Raw genomic sequence first — 18,388 nt, 5'->3', positions numbered from 1 at the left:
ACATGAAAATTACTAAAAAAGATACATTTACACTTATTTCTTCCGATGAAAATTCATTCAGAGAATTTTATGAATCATTTTTACAAAAAGAGAAAGAATTTAAAAATGAACATTTGGTACTAGAAATTTCTGAAAAAATTAACCCAAATACAGAAGATTTTTTACTATTTTTGAGTATTGCGCATCGTAAACAACAAAATGGCACGTCCTTTGTAATTATAAAAAGCAATGTAAATGTTGATAATTTTCCTGAAGATTTCAATATTGTTCCAACTTTAATAGAAGCTGAAGATATTCTAGAAATGGAAGCAATAGAAAGAGAATTAGGATTTTAATACCCCCATAAAATGATAAAAAAAATACTTTTTACCTTGTTTTTACTTTTTTCTGTAGTCGGTTTTTCTCAAGAAAAATCAGTAGAGATATCAATAGAAAAACTGTCAGCGGCTCCAAATCCATTTTCTAACGAAACCAAAATTACTTTTAATGCAGTTAGTAATTCCCAAATTATTTTTACGGTTAAAAATATTTTAGGTAAAACTTTGCATACAGAAAACTTGAAAGCTACTCTTGGTAACAATACAATTCCTTTTTCCAAAGGTAATTTAGCTACAGGAATTTATATTTATTCTATACAAAGCGAAAAAAATAGTATCTCAAAACGTTTTGTAATTAAATGAGTTTAAACCTAACTATTTTAGGTTGTCATTCAGCAACTCCACGTGTAAACGCATACCCAACATCGCAATTTTTAGAAATAAATAATCGACACTTTTTAATAGATTGTGGAGAAGGCACTCAGCGTCAAATGAGAAAGTACAAAGTTGGTTTTTCTAAAATAAACCATATTTTTATTTCGCATTTGCATGGAGATCATTTTTACGGTTTGGTTGGTTTATTGTCCACTTATGGTATTTTAAGCAGAGAAAAAGAATTGCATGTTTATGGTCCAGAAGGGATTAAAGAAGTTACCTTATTGCAACTAAAAATATCTCAAAGCCATGCCAAATATCCTATTATTTTTCACGAGTTATCATCTACAGAAAGCGAACTTATTTTTGAAGATAAAAATATTTCTGTAAGAACAATTCCTTTAAATCACAGAGTTTATACAAATGGATATTTATTTACAGAAAAAGAAAAATCGAAAAAATTACACTTAGATAATATTAGTAATTACGAAGAAATAGACAAAGCAGATTACTTAAACATTAAGGCTGGAAAAGATATTGTTTTATCAACTGGAGAAGTTGTGCCAAATTCAGAATTAACACTGCCTTCAAAAAAGCTTTTAAGCTATGCTTTTTGCAGTGATACCAAATACAAACCAGATATTATTCCTTTAATAAAAAATGCTGATTTACTATATCATGAAGCCACTTTTTTAGACGATAAAAAAGATTTAGCAAAAAAAACAAAACATTCAACCTCAAAAGAAGCTGCACAAATTGCAAAAGATGCAAATGTAAATCAACTTGTTATTGGACATTATTCTGGCAGATATAAAGATATTTCATTGTTTCGAAAAGAAGCACAAGAAATTTTTGAAAACACAGAATTAGCGGAACCTGGAAAAACATTTAAAATAAATGCAAAAGATTAAAATAAATGCGATTTACAATAAAATTTTTGACACCTACCCAAAAGTAGAAATAGAGGAACACATTAAAAAACTAGTTGAATTAGATTATTTTTATCCTTATAACTCTACATTTTACTGTATTACGAATACTGTTAATCAAAATTTCGAATTTGTAAGTAAGAATTTTACTGCGTGTACAGGATTGTCTTATGAAAAGATGATGAAAGGTGGAATGGATTATTTTTGGTCTCTTTTTCATCCTGAAGACATAAAACTTTGGTTAAAAAGTTTGAATAATTTAATGACGTTTACCATGACAGAATTAAACGATGAGCAACGTAAAAGAATGAGTTACACTTGGAATTATCGTATTAAAAATTCGAGTGGAAAATACGTAAATATCATTCAAAACACCACACCACTGCAATTTGATGATGCTAAAAAACCTATTATAGGCATGGCACACTATACTGTTTTAAATGGCGATTTAGCTATGGATATTTGTGCAAGTGCTAAATATTTAAATCATAAAAATGAGTATGAAACTTTATTTTATCAAAATGTATCCAACTCTAAATTATTAGATCTTATTAGCAATAGAGAACGAGATATTATTAGATTAATTATTACTAAAAACACGAGTGAAGCTATTGCAGAAAAACTTAACATTAGTATTCACACTGTAAATACACACAGAAGAAATATTTTAAAGAAAATAGATATCGATTCTACTTTTGAACTGATTAGTTATTTTAAAAACAATCCAAAACTATTATAAATACTCATTATGAGTATTTTGTATTTTCTTAAAGAGTTTTAATTTTGACAAAACCAAACTCAGTTAATTGGATTGGATTTTTCTGAATTTTTATAAAAAATTCAGAAATTAAGAAATTTTGAAAAAGAAAAAATGTTGTTAACTTTCCAGTCCAATTTTCTTTTTAATATTGATTTGTAGAAAGTAATACCAAAGTACAAGCAATTTCAGATTCGATATTATTCTCCTTTAGTACTTTTACAAATTCCATATTTTCTGTTCCTGGATTAAATATTACTCTTTTAGGTTTTAAACCTATAATATAATTATAATATTCTTCTTGCCTTTTTGGATTTAAGTATAATGTAACAGTATCAATATTTGAATAATCCTGCTTTTCATCATCAATAGAAACATCTAAAACTTTGCCTTTTTTTAATCCTAATGCTAAAACAGGCAACTTTTTATCTCTTAATCTTTTAATGGCGATGTTAGAATATCTGTTAGGATTTAAAGAAGCTCCTATGACCAAAGTTAGATTTTTCATAGTGTTAAGAATACGTTAAACAATGTTAATACAGTAACAAAGATAGTTAATGAGGCGTCTATAAAGTAATCAATCAAAAAGAAAATCAACCAAAATGAGAAAAGCAATCCTATTTTGCATGCTAATTGCATGTATTAGTTCTTATGCCCAATTACCTAAAAATGCACTTCCAAAACCTGGTTCTATTACTGGAAAAGTAATAGACAAAACTACAAATCAACCTTTGCCTTATGTAAATATTGTTGTTAGAGAATTGACGAAAAAACTGATTACAGGAGGTATTACAGACGAAAACGGACTTTTTGCCATTAAAGAATTACCTAATGGAAAAAGCTTGGTAGAAGTTCAATTTATAGGATATAAAACCTTTTCCAAAGAAATTGAAATTACAAAAGATACTAAAGAAGTAGATTTTGGAATAATTCCTTTAGAAGAAAATAGCGATTCACTTGATGAAGTTGTTGTTAGAGCAGAAACTTCTTCGGTAGTGCAAAAAGTAGATAGAAAAGTAATTAATGTAGGTAAAGATTTAACTTCTGCTGGCACAACTGCATCAGAATTATTAAACAATGTGCAATCTGTAACTGTTGACAGTCAAACAGGTGAATTAAGCCTGAGAGGTAATAGTAATGTTAGAGTTTTAGTTGATGGAAGACCCACAAATATTCCTGTGGCACAATTGCTAAAACAAATACCTTCTACATCCATAAAAAGTATTGAGTTAATTACCAATCCTTCAGCAAAATACAATCCAGAAGGAATGAGTGGAATTATCAACATCATTTTAAACAAAAATGCAAACATGGGCTTTAATGGCTCTTTAGATACTGGTGTGACAGCTGGGCATTATGTTCGTTACAATGCTTCTACAAATATGAATTATAAAACAGGAAAAGTGAATTTTTTCTTGAATTATGGGCATAATAGTGGAGACAATTATAATTATGGTTTTGTGGAAAGACCAGGAGTAAATTTGCAAGATTTCACCTTTGTAAATGACAATAGATCTAACTTAATTAAAATTGGAGCAGATTTTTATTTAAATGATAAAAACACATTATCTGTATATACAAATCAAAATTGGTTTACAGGTTTAGGAAATGGTAGCGCTGTTATTTCTGATGTAAATGGAAATGAACTTATTAACGCTCCAAATATTCAAAAAAGTAATTCTCCAACAGGAACTTACAACATAAACTATAAAGTTGATTTTGAAAAAAAGGGACATAATTTAGAGTTTGAAGCTACGTATTCTAACACAGATGGAACTTCAGATTTGGAGAACCTAAACACTTTACAACAACCATCAGATTTTGATTATAAGGTGTTTAACTACATAAATGATATTGGTACTGATAGAAGCAATACACTCATCAATTTAGATTATACAAATCCTATTTCAGAAACTACAAAGTTAGAACTTGGACTAGAATACAGAACAGACGAAACTAAAAACACCAATATTACAGATCAAGAAATTTATACTTTTGATGCAAATAACAACATTAATGGTGCAGAATTAATTGGGAATTCTAACTTTAATTTCGAAAGAAGAATTTATTCTGGATACATTAATTATGGAAAAACATTTGAAAAGTTAACCATGCAATTGGGTGCTAGAATTGAAAATTTTGAAGTAGAAGGAATCTTTAATAGAGATGGTCAAAACCCAGATCCTGTTACAGATAAAATTTTTACAGTGTATCCTTCAGCATTTTTTACGTATTCTGCATCAGAAAAAAATCAATATCAATTTAGTTATAGCAGAAGAGTAGACAGACCAAGTATTCAGCAAATAAATCCTATTAGAGAATGGAGTACTCCATTAATTATTTCTATTGGTGAGCCAGATTTAAGACCTCAATTTACAAACTCTTTTGAGTTAAATTACACGCGTCAAATAAAAGGAGGTAACATAACTGTAGGTACTTTTTACAGAAAAATTTCTGATGTAATTTCTAGAATTACAAATAGAGATCCAGCAAATCCAGAAGTTGGGCAAATATTATCGTTCACTAATTTTAGTGATACAGATGCTTTTGGTGTAGAATTTTCTGCAAACTTTAAAATGAATAATTGGTGGAGAGTGAATTCTAGCATGGATTATTATTCGCAAGAACAATTTGGAAACATTAACAATACAGGTACAAATCCTACTCAATTAACGGTTCAAAACAATGTTTTTAATGCACGCATAAGCAATAGTTTTACTGCCTCAAAAAATCTAAAATTTCAATTATTCTCTATGTATAGAGGTCCACAAAAAGATATTCAATGGGATGTAGAAAATATGTGGATGGTAAATTTAGGTGCAAGTTGGACAGTTTTAGAAGGAAAAGGAACCATAAACTTTAGAGTAAATGATATTTTTCAAGGAATGAAATTTGCCTTTAATTCAGAAAATCCGTTTGTACAAAATGGACGTTTTCAATGGGAAAGTAGAACCTCTTTTATAGGATTTAATTATAATTTTGGTGGAGGGAAAAATAAAGCAAAATCTAGAAGACAAAGAGATGATAGAGAAAAAGATGATAGTGGTGGTTTCTTTTAAGACTTAGCTTAATTAAAGACATTTAAAAAACCTCAAACCATTAAAAGGGTTTGAGGTTTTTTTTAAAAATAAAAGGGGGATATTTTTCAGTGAAAATAAAAGTTTAGGAAGGTGAATTAACCTCTTCTACCCATTCTATTATTTCTCATTTCTACCATTTTTTTACGAACTGTTGAAACATAATCAATTTTATTAATTTCTGTTCCTTTATCTGGAGCTTCGATGTTAACTTTTTCTTCTTTATTAATTACTATTTCTGTGCATAACAAAGTTGTGTTATCTGCACTCACTTCTAAAATTAACCCAGGTAAACCCCAAAATTCAGCAGGTCCTTGAGCTGTAGGTATTTGTGGAGTATACCAAGCATCTACAACAATCATTTTTTCTTCTGTTTTTTTATCTTCTCCTTCTGAAATAGAACTTAAATCGCTCCAAGAAAAGTTATACCAATTTAGCTCACTATAAGGCACAAAAGCTTTTGCTCTATAACAAGTATAATCTCCAATTTTCTTAGTTTCAGTACCCATAGTCCAGTCTATTTTATACAAATTGTCTTTAATTAAAAAACGCTTTCCATAAAATTCTTGACTTTGAAGCAATTTAGTATCTTGAATATTTTTATAATGATCTCCTCTCGAAAAATAGCCTCCCCAAGAATCTGTTGCTCCAGAAATGGCATCAATTTTCTCCTCTTCTAAAAAAACGGATTCTTTATTATTAAAGCTTAGTATGTAGGTTTTCTCTAATCTATTTTGAAGACGAGCCGCCATTTCTTTTTTCTGGCCTTCACTCATTCTTGCTCCCCAACTACCTAAATCCATTTTTGTTTTAGAAATATAAGTTGCTTTTCCACTAATTTTTTGCGCATTTGTATTCAATGCAAGTAAAATAATAAATACAGATAAAACAGATTTGAAGATAAATGATTTCATAATTTGGTTGATTTTTGTTTAACAAACATATAAAAATAATAAACAATTTTTACTATTTCACCAATATTTTAACAATACTTTAAGTGAATTAAGAATTAGCAATTATTCCAGACACCTTTTAATAAACTATTAAATCAAAAAAAAGACCTGTTTTCACAGGTCTTTTTTCTATAAATTTATTTTAATACTACCATCTTATAACAACACTTCCCCAAGTAAAACCGCTACCAAAAGCCGCCAAAACAACCAAATCATTATCTTTTATTTTACCCATTTCCCATGCTTCTGTTAGCGCTATAATTACAGAGGCAGCTGTTGTGTTACCATATTTTATAATATTGTTATGCACTTTATCATCAGATAATTTGAATTTCTTTTGTATAAACTGAGCAATTCTTAAATTTGCTTGATGAGGTATTAACATATCTATGTCTTCTTTTTGTAGATTGTTTGCTTCTAAACCTTCGACAATAGCTTCAGAAAAACGAACTACTGCATGTTTAAAAACAAATTGCCCATTCATATATGGAAAATATGATTGATCTTCAGGATCATTTTCTGCCAAAATTTCTGGAACCCATCTTCCTGTACTTGGTCCATCCAACATTAATTCTCTTGCATGGCTTCCTTCAGAATGCAAATGCGATGACAAAATTCCTTTCCCTTTTTCTTCACTTCTAGATAAAATTGCAGCTCCTGCTCCATCTCCAAAAATTACGGTTACTCCTCTACCTCTGGTTGAACGCTCTAATCCTCCAGAATGATTTTCAGAACCGATCACCAAAATATTTTTATACATGCCTGTTTTTATAAACTGGTCTGCAACAGACATTGCATAAATAAAACCTGAACATTGGTTTCTAACATCTAAAGCACCAATAGTTGGCATTCCAAGCATATCTTGCACGCGAACTCCACCTCCAGGAAAATACATATCTGGACTTAAAGTTGCGAACACAATAAAATCGATATCATCTTTTGTTAAACCAGCTCTTTCAATAGCAATTCTAGCAGCTTTTGCGCCCATAGAAGATGTATTATCATCTGTTTTTGGATCTATCCATCTGCGTTCTTTAATACCTGTTCTTTCTTGAATCCATTCATCTGATGTATCCATAAAAGCTTTAAGGTCATTATTGGTAACAACATTTTCTGGAACATAATATCCTAAACCAGTGATTTTTGAATTATACATAATTTATTGGGCTATAATTTAATTATCTGTTTTTTGTAGATAACAAAAATAGTAAATTTTCAATTTATAAACTATTTATACTTTTTTGAATTTTTAACTGTCATCTTGTCATAATATAATCTTTGGTATTTTTTTTGACAAGTAACAATTAAATATTAAAGTTAATCAAAATAAATATAAAATTATGAGTAAAGGAAATATCAATGTATCAGTAGAAAATATTTTTCCTCTGATTAAAAAATTCTTGTATTCAGATCACGAAATTTTTTTACGTGAACTAATTTCTAACGGAACAGATGCAACTACCAAATTGAAACACCTTATTTCTATTGGCGAAGCAAAAACTGAATTGGGTGATGCAAAAATTGAAGTTAGCGTTGATAAAAAAGCGAAAACAATTACGATTAAAGACCAAGGTTTAGGAATGACCATGGAAGAGGTTGAAAAATACATCAACCAAATTGCATTTTCTGGAGCTGAAGAGTTTTTAGAAAAATATAAAGATGATAAAAATGATACAGGAGTAATTGGTCACTTTGGGTTAGGTTTTTATTCTGCTTTTATGGTTGCAGAAAAAGTAGATATTTTTACAAAATCTTTTAAAGATGAACCTGCTGCTCATTGGTCTTGTGATGGTTCTCCAGAATATACTTTGGAAGAGCATAATAAATCTGACAGAGGTACAGAAATTGTTTTACACATAGCAGACGATTCTAAAGAGTTTTTGGAAGAAAGTAAAATTAAAGGTTTATTAAACAAATACAATCGTTTTAACCAAGTGCCTATTAAATTAGGAACTAAAAAAGTAAACGACCCAGATTTTACGCCGAAAACTACCAAAGATAAAGATGGTAAGGAAACCAAAGAACCTCACAAACAAATTGAGGTAGATAATATCATCAACAATACAAACCCTGCTTGGACAAAAGCACCAGCAGATTTAACTGATGAAGATTACACTAATTTTTACAGAGAATTGTATCCAATGCAATTTGAGGAATCTTTATTCCACATCCACTTAAACGTAGATTATCCTTTTAACTTAACAGGAATTTTATTTTTCCCTAAGTTGAGTTCTTCTATGGATATGCAAAAGGATAAAATTCAAGTGTATCAAAATCAAGTGTATGTAACTGATAATGTTGAGGGAATTGTACCAGACTTTTTACAAATGTTAAAAGGGGTTATTGATTCTCCAGACATCCCATTAAACGTTTCTCGTTCTTATTTGCAAGCAGATGGAGCAGTGAAAAAGATATCTGGTTATATCACTAAAAAAGTAGCTGACAAATTATCATCATTATTTAAAAATAATCGCGAAGATTTTGAGAAAAAATGGAACGATATTAAAGTAATTATTGAGTATGGAATGTTGTCTGAAGATAAATTTTTTGACAAAGCTAAAAAGTTTGCGCTATATCCAACAGTTGCAGATTCTTATTTTACTTTTGATGAATTGATTGAAAAAACGAAAGACAATCAAACTGATAAAGATGGCAATCATGTAATTTTATATACTTCTAATAAAGAAGCGCAACACAGTTACATACAAGATGCAACTGCAAAAGGTTATGAAGTTTTAGTGTTAGATTCTCCAATTATTTCGCATTTAATGCAAAAATTAGAAGGTGGAGATGAAAAAGTGAGATTTACAAGAGTTGATGCTGATTTTATTGACAATTTAATTAAAAAAGAAGATACTGTTATCTCTAAATTATCTGATGATGAAAAAGAAAAACTAAAACCGATTTTAGAAACCAACATTGGCGATTCTAATTACACAGTTCAATTAGAGGCTATGGATTCTGCTGCTTCTCCTTTTATAATTACGGTACCAGAATTTATGCGTAGAATGAAAGAAATGCAAGCTTCTGGAGGTGGAGGAATGATGGGAATGGGTAATTTTCCAGACATGTATAATTTAGTAGTAAACACAAACAGTACATTAGTTTCTGAAATTTTAAATGCAGATGCAGACAAGCAAAAAGGCTTAATTTCTCAAGCTTTCGATTTGGCTAAGTTATCTCAAAATCTATTGCATGGTGAAGCTTTAACTAGCTTTATTAAAAGAAGTTATGAGTTGATTAAGTAGATACAAAGTCATTACGAGCGATAGCGAAATAATTTGTTAGTTTAAATTAATAGAGTGCTTCGTGCCTCGCAAAGACATATAAATTATAAACCTTTTTGTGAAAACAAAAAGGTTTTTTTAGTTTAAAAACGTAAATTTGGGAGTATAGAAAAAAATCAATATTCAAATTATGATTATAGACGTACATACACATCTTAATAATTATCACGAAGATAAAGTAAGCTCTATTACAGAAAGTTTAGATTTACTATCTAACACAATGAAAGACAATAATGTAGATTACGCGCTTATTTTATCATCTTACAAGGTAAACGAACATAGACCAAGCACAAAACAAGTTGTGGAAGCTGTAAAAGGATATAAAAATTTAGGTGTTGTTGCAGGGATTAGTTATTTACATTACAACTATAAAGATGTCATAGAAATTAGTAAATATTTGGCAGAAGGTTATATAAAAGCGCTAAAATTTTATCCTGGTTACGAACCCTTTTATCCGAATAATATTCGGTTTAAACTCGTTTATGAAATGGCAATTGAATATGATGTTCCTGTAATGTTTAATTCTGTAGATACGTATGCACCCAATGGAAAAGTGAAATATTAGCATCCTTTACATATTGATGATTTGGCTGTAGATTACCCAGATTTAAAGATTGTAATTTGTCATGTTGGAAACCCTTAAATTAAAGACTGTATGGAAGTTGTTTACAAAAACAAAAATGTATACGCAGATATTTCTGGTTTGTTTTTAGGCGATTTTTCATACAAATTCGAACGTTACATGAAAAAGGAAATCGAAGAAATGATTACTTATGCAGGAAATCCAAAATACTTATTATATGGCACAGATTGGCCTATTTCTAATATGAAATCTTACTTGAAATTTATGGATCAATTAGATTTACCAGATGATAAAAAAGAACTCATTCTTTGGAAAAATGCAGCTGAATTATATAAGATTGATGTAAATGCTTTAAAGTAATAAATCATTGGTATTTAAACTACCTTTGTAAAAAAATCTACATGCAGTTTTCTGAATTACCACTAAACAAATCCATCTTAAAAGCAGTTTCTGAAGAACGTTTTCACACACCAACTTTGGTGCAAGAGCAAACAATTCCTTTGGTTTTGGCAAAGAAAAATGTAATAGTTTCTGCACAAACTGGTACAGGAAAAACAGCTGCTTTTGCATTGCCAATTATAGAGTTATTGTTGGAGAAACAAGATGCAGAAAAAGGCGAAAAAACAATTAAAGCATTAATTGTAACTCCAACTCGTGAGTTAGCAATTCAGATTTTAGAAAATTTTAAAAGCTATAGCAAGTATACTAATTTAAGAACTACAGCCGTTTTTGGTGGTGTTTCTTTAGAACCACAAAAAGATATTTTAGAAAAAGGAATCGATATTTTGGTGGCAACTCCTGGTAGATTAATCGATTTGCAAATGCAGGGAAATATCGATTTAAGTAACATCGAAATTTTTGTGTTAGACGAAGCAGATTTAATGCTAGATATGGGTTTTATTACGGATGTAAAAAAGATTGAAAAACTTTGTCCTAAGAAAAAACAAACCTTACTTTTTTCTGCAACCATTCCTGAAAAGATTGATGAGTTAGCCCAATCTGTGATTAAAAATGCAGTGAAAGTTGAAATAAATCCTGAGCAAACGACTGCAAAAAATATTGGTCAGTTATTGTATTATCTTCCCAAAAAGAACAAAACAGATTTGTGTTTACACTTATTAAGAAATACAATTAATGGAAGAATTATCATTTTTAGACGTACCAAATTTGGCGTTGATAAACTAGAAGAATCTTTGCAAAAAAACGGTTATAAAGCAACCAGTATTCATGGAGATAAATCGCAAGTAATACGAAATAAAGCTATTGAAGATTTTAAAGACAAAAAAGCAACTATTTTAATTGCTACTGATGTTGCTGCAAGAGGTATTGATATTACCAATGTAGATGCAATTATTAATTTTGATATTCCAAATATACCAGAAACGTATGTTCATAGAATTGGCAGAACAGGTAGAGCAGGAAAGTCTGGAATTGCTTTTTCTTTTTGTTCACCAGATGAAAATGGTTACATTAAAACGATTGAAACTTTAATTGAAAGACCAATAAAAGTGATTGAAGATCATCCTTATATTATCAACAAACCTAAGCATACAAAACAGCAACCAAACACCGTTAGCAAAAATAAAAAAGGAAGAAAATCGGATGCTTCTAAGAAGAACAAAAAGCGCTGGTATTAGTTTTCGTAACAGAAAGTCTTTTAATTTAACAATTCTTGTTTTTAAATTCCCTAAATAAAAAGTAACTTTAACCTCTAAAAAAGAACTAGTTACTCATTATCACTTTTTAAAACGTTCATCTCATTGTAAGTTTACTGTGAATTTAAAAACATACTATTATGAAAACTATTAAAAAAATTACATTTAAAAAATCAACAGTTATATTGTTTGGTTTATTTGTATTCATCTTCTTATTTTCTGAATCTTTTCAAGCACAAGAAATTGAAGTAAAAGGAATTGTAAAAGGCAAAACTGCAACAGAAACAGAAATATTAAATGGTGCAAATATCAATTTAAAAGGAACAAAAGTTTTTGCAACTTCCAATAAAAAAGGAGAATTCACATTTCCAAAAAAACTTAAAATAGGTGATGTTTTGGTTTTTTCTTATTTAGGATATGTAAAAAAATCAATAGAAATTAATAAAGATTCTGATTTTATAAATATTCTTTTATTAGAAGATGATAATGAAATGTTAGGCGCTTTAAACAGCAACAAACGATATTCTTCTAAGAATAAAAAACAGGAATAGTAAAATGCAAAAATGGTGTTTTTTAGTCCTAATTTTCACAAATTTCTGTTTTGCACAACAATCTGATTTTACTACAATTGATTTTAAAAAAGCAGATTACATAGCGAAATCATTCAAAAGTAAAGGATTATTAGACATTCATAAAACCGCAATTACTCTTACCGAAAATTTAGAAACAGAGGTTGAAAAAGTGCGTGCAATTTATCTTTGGATTTGTAACAACATTGCAAACGATTACAGATTGTATGCCAAAAACAGTAGAAAAAGAAATAAGTTTATCAACGATTCCATTCGTTTAAACGAATGGAATTCTGATTTTAAAAAACTACTTTTTAAAAAGCTTCTAAAAAACAGAAGCACTATCTGCACTGGTTATGCTTATTTATTTAAAGAAATGTGCGGAATTATTAATATAGAGGCTAAAATGGTAAATGGTTTTGGCAGAACCAGTGATGTGAATGTTGAGGATTTAATAGAACCAAACCACACTTGGAATGTTGTAAAAATCAATAACAAATGGTATTTGTGCGACCCAACTTGGTCTGCAGGAATTTCCTATCCTGAACAAGGTAAATTTGTTTTTGAATATAATGATGGTTATTTTTTAACAGACCCAAAAATATTTTTTCTCAATCATTATCCTATAGAAGAAAAATATGCTTTACTAAATAATAAAACCTATTCTTTAAAAGAATTTTCTGAAATGCCTTTGCTCTATGCAGAAGCATACAACATTTTAAAAGAACATGTAGCACCTGCAAAAATGCATCATGAAATTATTCAAAATGATTCTTTTACATTCACATATCAACTAAAAGAGAAGATTGACATCAATAAAATAAAGTTCATTTTTTCTAATGGTGACAATGAAAACATCAAAAAACCAGAAATAAATTTGGTTGATAAAACACTTACTTTACAATATACTTTCGCAAATAGAGGTTTTTATGATGTTCATTTATGCTACAATAACCAAATAATTTGCACCTATACTTTTTTGATAAAAAAAGCACTTTAATCTAAAAAACATCTTTTTATTATTTTTGCGTTCTTGCAGATTGAAAATAAAACGTAATTTTAAAACCTAATTTAAATGCATACTTATGAAGTGGAGAAATACACAAAGAAGCTCTAATGTAGATGACAGAAGAGGCATGTCTTCAGGAAGATCTGGAGGTGGTTTAAACCCAATGTTAATAGGTTTATTGCTAAAGTTAGTTACTTCTAAAAAAGGTTTAATAATTGTAGCTGTAGTTGTTGGAATTATGTATTTCACTGGCATGAATCCGCTTCAATTTTTAACAGGATCTCCAACAAATAGTGTACAAAATTCACAACCTTATAAAGGAACTGCCAAAGAAAATGAACTTGCAGATTTTAGCAATCAAGTATTAAGAAGCACAGAAAATGTTTGGAATAAATTATTAAGCAATTATAAAGAGCCAACTTTGGTATTGTTTACCAATTCAGTATCTTCTGCATGTGGTTCTGCATCTAGTGCAACTGGTCCTTTTTATTGTCCTGGAGATAGCAAATTGTACATCGATTTAAGTTTTTTTCAAGAAATGGAAACCCGATTAAATGCACCTGGAGATTTTGCTCAAGCCTATGTAATTGCGCACGAAGTTGGGCATCATATTCAGAATTTAATGGGTACAACAGATAAAATGCAACAACTTCGAGGACGAGTAAGCCAAACAGAATACAATCAGTTTTCTGTAAAATTAGAATTGCAGGCCGATTTTTTAGCAGGTGTTTGGGCTCATCATTCTAAAAATATGAATCTTATTTTAGACGATGGTGATTTGCAAGAAGCCTTAAATGCAGCTTTTGCAATTGGTGATGATCGTTTGCAAAATCAATCTTCAGGCAGAGTTGTGCCAGATTCTTTTACACATGGAACTTCTGCACAAAGAATGCGTTGGTTTAAAAAAGGTTTTGATACTGGAGATATTAATAAAGGAGATACTTTTAATGCGAATTCTTTATAATTTTTTATGCATAAAATTGTAAAAGCAAGTTTAAAAGACGCAAAACTTTTATCAAAATTAAGTGTTGACACTTTTTTACCTGCACATGGACATTCTGCTCCTAAAAAAGATATTGATAGTTATTTAGCGGAAAATTTTAATGAAACTAATTTTATCAAAGAATTATCAGATGCTGAGAATCAATATTATCTTTTTTATGTTGATGATAAAATTGCAGGTTACTCTAAAATAATATTCAATAAAGAAAATAAAAATATCGCCTCAAAAAATTGCACCAATTTAAGTAGGTTGTATTTTTTAAAGGAATTTTACAGTTTGGGTTTGGGCAAGATTTTGTTTGATTTTAATTGCAAACTTGCCAAAGAAAACAAGCAATCTGGGCTTTGGTTAGCAGTTTGGGTAGAAAACCAAAAAGCTATTTCTTTCTATAAAAAAATGGGTTTTAAAAAAGTAGGCGATTTTAATTTTAAGATTTCAGAAACTCATTCCAACCCAAATCATATTTTGTATTTAGCGTTTTAACCAACTTCATACTTTTCGCAACTTAGAAGGTTTTTTGATTTTTGTTATCTTTGATAAAATCAACTTTATATGAAACAGATCGTTTTAATTTTTCTCTTTTTAAGTTCAGCAATTTTTAGTCAAGTAAATACTGAAGTTCATGTTTTTGAAATTACTAAAGATGGTGAAAATTATAGTTTAGCAAATGGTAAAAATATTTCTAACAATAAAGATTATGATAGTCAACCCTTTTTCTATGATGTAAATACTGTAATTTTTGCATCCTCCAGAAATGGAAATACAGATATTTTTCTTTATCATTTAAAAGATGATGCCAAACGTTTTATTTCTGGCACCGAAAATGGAGGAGAATATTCACCACAAAGAATTCCAAATTCTAAAGACATTTCTGCTGTAAGATTAGATACTGATGGTTTGCAACGTTTGTATCAATATGATTTTAATTCTGGGAAAAACGAAGAACTCATTCCTGATTTAAAAGTAGCTTATCCTGCTTGGTTTGATGAAAAAACGGTAGTTGCTTCTGTGATTGTAAATGATAGTTTGCATTTAATTGTGTCTGATTTAAAAAAGAAAACCAACACAACTGTTGCAAAAAATGTAGGACGTTCTGTGCATAAAATTCCAAATTCTGAATTGATGAGTTTTATAAGTAAAGAAAATACTGATTATTGGTTGTTAAAATCCCTAAATCCTAAAACTAAAGAAATTAAAATAATTACTTCTGTTGGCAAAACTGAAGATGTAACTTGGTTACCAAATGGTGTTTTATTAATTCCTAATGGAAATGATATCTATCAATTTAATCCATTAACAGATAAAATTCCGAGTTTATTTTTTAGTTTTTCTGATGAGAATATCAACAATATTTCTAGAATTACAGTAAATTCTGATGGCTCAAAAATTGCCTTAGTTGCAGAAGTTTCTCCAGAATATTTGGCAGAAGAACAATTAAAAGGTTACAATAATAGGGATATAGAAGCCTTTTTAAAACCTTATTCAAAAGATGTAAAAGTGTATAATTATCCGAATACTTTTAGATATGAAGGCATTGAAAAAATGAGAGAAATTTACACTCCACTTTTTGAAAACACACCAGACTTGCATTGCCAAATTTTAAAAAGAATTGTGCAAAAAAACAAAATTATAGATCATGAACGGGTAACTAAAAATGGTAGAACTTTTAAAGCAGTTGCCATTTACGAGGTAAAAGATGGTGAAATTATAAATGTAACTTTTATGTAAAATTATGAAATTCATTCATTCTAAAGACAGATTAGAAAGTGTAAGCGATGGTGTATTTGCATTTGCTGCAACTTTAATGGTTGTAAATATTGGAGCGAATACAAACGTAAATTCATTTGTAGATGAACTCCCAAACTTTATAAGTTTTGCCATTAGTTTTTTTGTAATGATGGCAATTTGGAAAGTACATTATAACTTTTTTAGGAGAACAAATTATATAGACAATTTGGTTATTGCCTTAAATATGATTTTACTTTTTACTGTTTTGTTCTATATTTTTCCTATTAGATCTTTGTTAAATACAGGAATTGGTGGAGAAAGAATTAGCATAGATACTTTTTCTAATATTCTTCAATTGTATAGCATTGGTTTTTCTTTAATTTTTTTGTGCATTCATCTACTTTATCTTAGAGCATTTAAAAAAGATACTAAAAATGGGAAAAACTTTAAACTGCTTTTTTACGCAAGACACTTTTTTATATTTGTTATAGTTGGTGTTTTTTCTTTTCTTTTAGCAAGATTTCAAATTGGTTTGCGTTTTGGTGTTCCTGGCTTTGTGTATTGTTTTTTAGGTCCTTTATGTTATTTACATTCTAAACAGTTTCACAAGAAATACGATTTAAAATATTAGTGAAACCTGTTTTCAAAATGTTTTTTCAAGAAAATTACTTGCGCAATTAACATAAATCCAAAGAAGAAAACAGCATACAAACCTATGTTAGATATAGAAATTGAATCAAATAAATTTGGCATTTGAAATTTATCAAAAAATGAAAAATCTACTTTTGGTAAGTTTAAAAAACTTTCTTCTGATGATTTAAAAGGAATAAAAATAATAGCAATTAGGGATAGCAAAATTGCAAACCAACCTTTTTTAGAAATTAATTCTGTAGTTTTAAAAGCACTTGTTTTCTTTTCTAAAATAAGTTTATCCATTAAAGAACTTGTAAATTCTAAAGATGGTTTTTGCTGCTCAATTTCTTTTACATACTTTTTTGCAAAAGCATCTAACTCTTTTATGTATTTATTTTCGCCCATAATAATTTATCATTTCTGGTTCAACGTTTTCTTCAACAATCGTCAATAATTTTTTTCTTGCTCTGTGTAATTTTACTTTTATATTGGCTTCAGATAAATCTGTTATGTCTATAATTTCTTTTAAAGATAACTCATCATAATAAAACATCCAAATAATCGAGCGTTCATCATCAGCTAATCTCGCTAAGCAAGCATCCATTATTTTTGCTCGTTCTTTTCTTTCAATTCCTTCTAAAATAGTTTCTACAGATTTAATTTGATGAAAGGTAATGTCATTAATTTCGAACGTATTATTGCTCTTTTTATTTTTTTTGATGCTGTCTAAACTCGTGTGATATGCTATTCTATACAACCAAGTCGAAAATTTAGAATCACCTTTAAATTTTTTTAAATTCTTAAACGCCTTAATAAATGTATCTTGACTTATTTCTTCTGCTTCCTCCCTATTCTTTGTCATTTTAAAAGCCAAACTAAAAACCATATTCTTATAGTTATCAACAAGATACGCAAATGAATTGGTATCTCCATTGATGACTTTAGTTATAATTAGTTGGTCGTTTTTATCAGTCATTTTACATTAGACTGTAAGATATAAAATAAGGTTACATTTTTCTAATCATTTTTTTTTGAACATATAAAAATGAATTTTTTTTATAATTTTCTGTAACCTTTTTTAAACAGCCTTCGTCAAAGCTTCAAATACAATTGTAATAAACTTAATTTAAAACTTAAAATATTAAAAATGGAAGAAATAGCAGTATTAATCGTAATTTTTGGAACTTTATTTGGAATCATTTATTTATACTTCTCAACAAGAAATAAAGAAAGAATGGCTTTAATTGAAAAAGGTGCAGATGCGAGTATTTTTGTAAAAGGAAATCAAAAAAACGCAGCTCCTTTTTGGAAAGTAATTATACTTAATTTATCGCTTTTATTAATGGGCATTGGCTTAGGTGTATTTATGGCATTAATTTTAGATACATACACAAATTTAGATAGTGATGCTGTTTACCCAGCAACCATTTTCTTTATGGCAGGTGTAGGTTTATTTGTAGGCTTTAACTTAACTAAGAAGTTAGATAATGAATAGATAATTAAAAACTTTTTT

At 29.0% G+C, this 18,388-nt stretch carries 21 protein-coding genes; 16 read left to right on the top strand and 5 right to left on the bottom strand.

The window, feature by feature from the left end; translation table 11 throughout:
* Window positions 1–2: 2 nt before the first annotated feature.
* The 4 genes from WAO74_RS07475 to WAO74_RS07460 are packed head-to-tail and all read left to right on the top strand — an operon-like array spanning window position 3 to window position 2,360.
* The gene (locus WAO74_RS07475) at window positions 3–335 is read left to right on the top strand and encodes a hypothetical protein (RefSeq protein WP_422160869.1); all 333 of its coding nucleotides are present in this window, start codon (window positions 3–5) and stop codon (window positions 333–335) included.
* 12 nt (window positions 336–347) lie between these two features.
* Entirely contained in the window at window positions 348–680 is a 333-nt protein-coding gene (locus WAO74_RS07470) for a T9SS type A sorting domain-containing protein (RefSeq protein WP_422160867.1), read from the top strand.
* Complete coding sequence (locus WAO74_RS07465; protein ID WP_422160865.1) at window positions 677–1,603, top strand: ribonuclease Z; 927 nt, start codon at window positions 677–679, stop codon at window positions 1,601–1,603. Before WAO74_RS07470 ends, WAO74_RS07465 begins: the two co-directional genes overlap by 4 nt.
* Complete coding sequence (locus WAO74_RS07460; protein ID WP_422160863.1) at window positions 1,590–2,360, top strand: LuxR C-terminal-related transcriptional regulator; 771 nt, start codon at window positions 1,590–1,592, stop codon at window positions 2,358–2,360. The genes WAO74_RS07465 and WAO74_RS07460 overlap by 14 nt, the downstream gene beginning before the upstream one ends.
* Before the next feature lie 163 nt (window positions 2,361–2,523).
* On the opposite strand, the gene WAO74_RS07455 is transcribed toward WAO74_RS07460, so the two are convergent.
* The gene (locus tag WAO74_RS07455; protein WP_422160862.1) at window positions 2,524–2,886 is read right to left on the bottom strand and encodes a CoA-binding protein; all 363 of its coding nucleotides are present in this window, start codon (window positions 2,884–2,886) and stop codon (window positions 2,524–2,526) included.
* A gap of 94 nt (window positions 2,887–2,980) precedes the next feature.
* On the opposite strand from WAO74_RS07455, the gene WAO74_RS07450 reads away from it, so the two are divergent.
* A complete protein-coding gene (locus tag WAO74_RS07450; RefSeq protein ID WP_422160860.1) occupies window positions 2,981–5,437 on the top strand; it encodes a TonB-dependent receptor domain-containing protein in 2,457 nt (818 codons plus the stop codon).
* A 116-nt stretch (window positions 5,438–5,553) separates the two neighbouring features.
* On the opposite strand, the gene WAO74_RS07445 is transcribed toward WAO74_RS07450, so the two are convergent.
* Complete coding sequence (locus WAO74_RS07445; RefSeq protein ID WP_422160859.1) at window positions 5,554–6,369, bottom strand: GLPGLI family protein; 816 nt, start codon at window positions 6,367–6,369, stop codon at window positions 5,554–5,556.
* A 187-nt stretch (window positions 6,370–6,556) separates the two neighbouring features.
* Window positions 6,557–7,564: a 3-oxoacyl-ACP synthase III family protein gene (locus WAO74_RS07440; protein ID WP_422160857.1), complete on the bottom strand. Its 1,008-nt coding sequence runs from the start codon at window positions 7,562–7,564 to the stop codon at window positions 6,557–6,559.
* A gap of 184 nt (window positions 7,565–7,748) precedes the next feature.
* Between WAO74_RS07440 and htpG the strand changes: the two genes are divergently transcribed.
* The 10 genes from htpG (at window position 7,749) to WAO74_RS07390 (ending at window position 16,873) form a co-directional block, all read left to right on the top strand.
* Window positions 7,749–9,656 carry a molecular chaperone HtpG gene (htpG, locus tag WAO74_RS07435; RefSeq protein WP_422160855.1) on the top strand — a complete coding sequence of 636 codons (1,908 nt, stop codon included), beginning with the start codon at window positions 7,749–7,751 and terminating at the stop codon, window positions 9,654–9,656.
* A 169-nt stretch (window positions 9,657–9,825) separates the two neighbouring features.
* Window positions 9,826–10,260 (top strand): hypothetical protein, encoded by a 435-nt coding sequence (locus WAO74_RS07430; protein ID WP_422160853.1) that lies wholly within the window; start codon window positions 9,826–9,828, stop codon window positions 10,258–10,260.
* A gap of 90 nt (window positions 10,261–10,350) precedes the next feature.
* Window positions 10,351–10,638 carry an amidohydrolase family protein gene (locus WAO74_RS07425; protein WP_422160852.1) on the top strand — a complete coding sequence of 96 codons (288 nt, stop codon included), beginning with the start codon at window positions 10,351–10,353 and terminating at the stop codon, window positions 10,636–10,638.
* A 41-nt stretch (window positions 10,639–10,679) separates the two neighbouring features.
* Complete coding sequence (locus WAO74_RS07420; RefSeq protein ID WP_422160851.1) at window positions 10,680–11,915, top strand: DEAD/DEAH box helicase; 1,236 nt, start codon at window positions 10,680–10,682, stop codon at window positions 11,913–11,915.
* Between the two features lie 158 nt (window positions 11,916–12,073).
* On the top strand, window positions 12,074–12,484 hold the full coding sequence (locus tag WAO74_RS07415; protein ID WP_422160849.1) for a carboxypeptidase-like regulatory domain-containing protein: 411 nt from the start codon (window positions 12,074–12,076) through the stop codon (window positions 12,482–12,484).
* A gap of 4 nt (window positions 12,485–12,488) precedes the next feature.
* The gene (locus WAO74_RS07410) at window positions 12,489–13,502 is read left to right on the top strand and encodes a transglutaminase domain-containing protein (RefSeq protein WP_422160848.1); all 1,014 of its coding nucleotides are present in this window, start codon (window positions 12,489–12,491) and stop codon (window positions 13,500–13,502) included.
* An 85-nt stretch (window positions 13,503–13,587) separates the two neighbouring features.
* Window positions 13,588–14,475, top strand: a complete 888-nt coding sequence (locus WAO74_RS07405) for a neutral zinc metallopeptidase (protein ID WP_422160846.1) — start codon at window positions 13,588–13,590, stop codon at window positions 14,473–14,475.
* A 6-nt stretch (window positions 14,476–14,481) separates the two neighbouring features.
* Window positions 14,482–14,997 (top strand): GNAT family N-acetyltransferase, encoded by a 516-nt coding sequence (locus WAO74_RS07400; RefSeq protein ID WP_422160844.1) that lies wholly within the window; start codon window positions 14,482–14,484, stop codon window positions 14,995–14,997.
* A gap of 69 nt (window positions 14,998–15,066) precedes the next feature.
* Window positions 15,067–16,242 carry a nuclear transport factor 2 family protein gene (locus tag WAO74_RS07395; RefSeq protein WP_422160843.1) on the top strand — a complete coding sequence of 392 codons (1,176 nt, stop codon included), beginning with the start codon at window positions 15,067–15,069 and terminating at the stop codon, window positions 16,240–16,242.
* Window positions 16,243–16,246: 4 nt separating this feature from the next.
* Window positions 16,247–16,873, top strand: coding sequence for a TMEM175 family protein (locus tag WAO74_RS07390; protein WP_422160841.1), 627 nt, complete (start codon window positions 16,247–16,249; stop codon window positions 16,871–16,873).
* On the opposite strand, the gene WAO74_RS07385 is transcribed toward WAO74_RS07390, so the two are convergent.
* Window positions 16,870–17,280, bottom strand: a complete 411-nt coding sequence (locus WAO74_RS07385; protein ID WP_422160840.1) for a hypothetical protein — start codon at window positions 17,278–17,280, stop codon at window positions 16,870–16,872. The genes WAO74_RS07390 and WAO74_RS07385 overlap by 4 nt on opposite strands.
* Window positions 17,267–17,851, bottom strand: a complete 585-nt coding sequence (locus WAO74_RS07380) for an RNA polymerase sigma factor (RefSeq protein ID WP_422160839.1) — start codon at window positions 17,849–17,851, stop codon at window positions 17,267–17,269. Before WAO74_RS07380 ends, WAO74_RS07385 begins: the two co-directional genes overlap by 14 nt.
* Before the next feature lie 171 nt (window positions 17,852–18,022).
* Here WAO74_RS07380 and WAO74_RS07375 point away from each other — a divergent pair, with 171 nt between their 5' ends.
* On the top strand, window positions 18,023–18,370 hold the full coding sequence (locus WAO74_RS07375) for a DUF6249 domain-containing protein (RefSeq protein ID WP_422160837.1): 348 nt from the start codon (window positions 18,023–18,025) through the stop codon (window positions 18,368–18,370).
* The last annotated feature ends 18 nt before the right edge of the window (window positions 18,371–18,388 follow it).

The sequence above is a fragment of the Polaribacter sp. genome (genome assembly GCF_049276715.1).
Taxonomy (GTDB): Bacteria; Bacteroidota; Bacteroidia; order Flavobacteriales; family Flavobacteriaceae; genus Polaribacter.
This window is presented reverse-complemented; position numbering and strand designations above follow the sequence as displayed.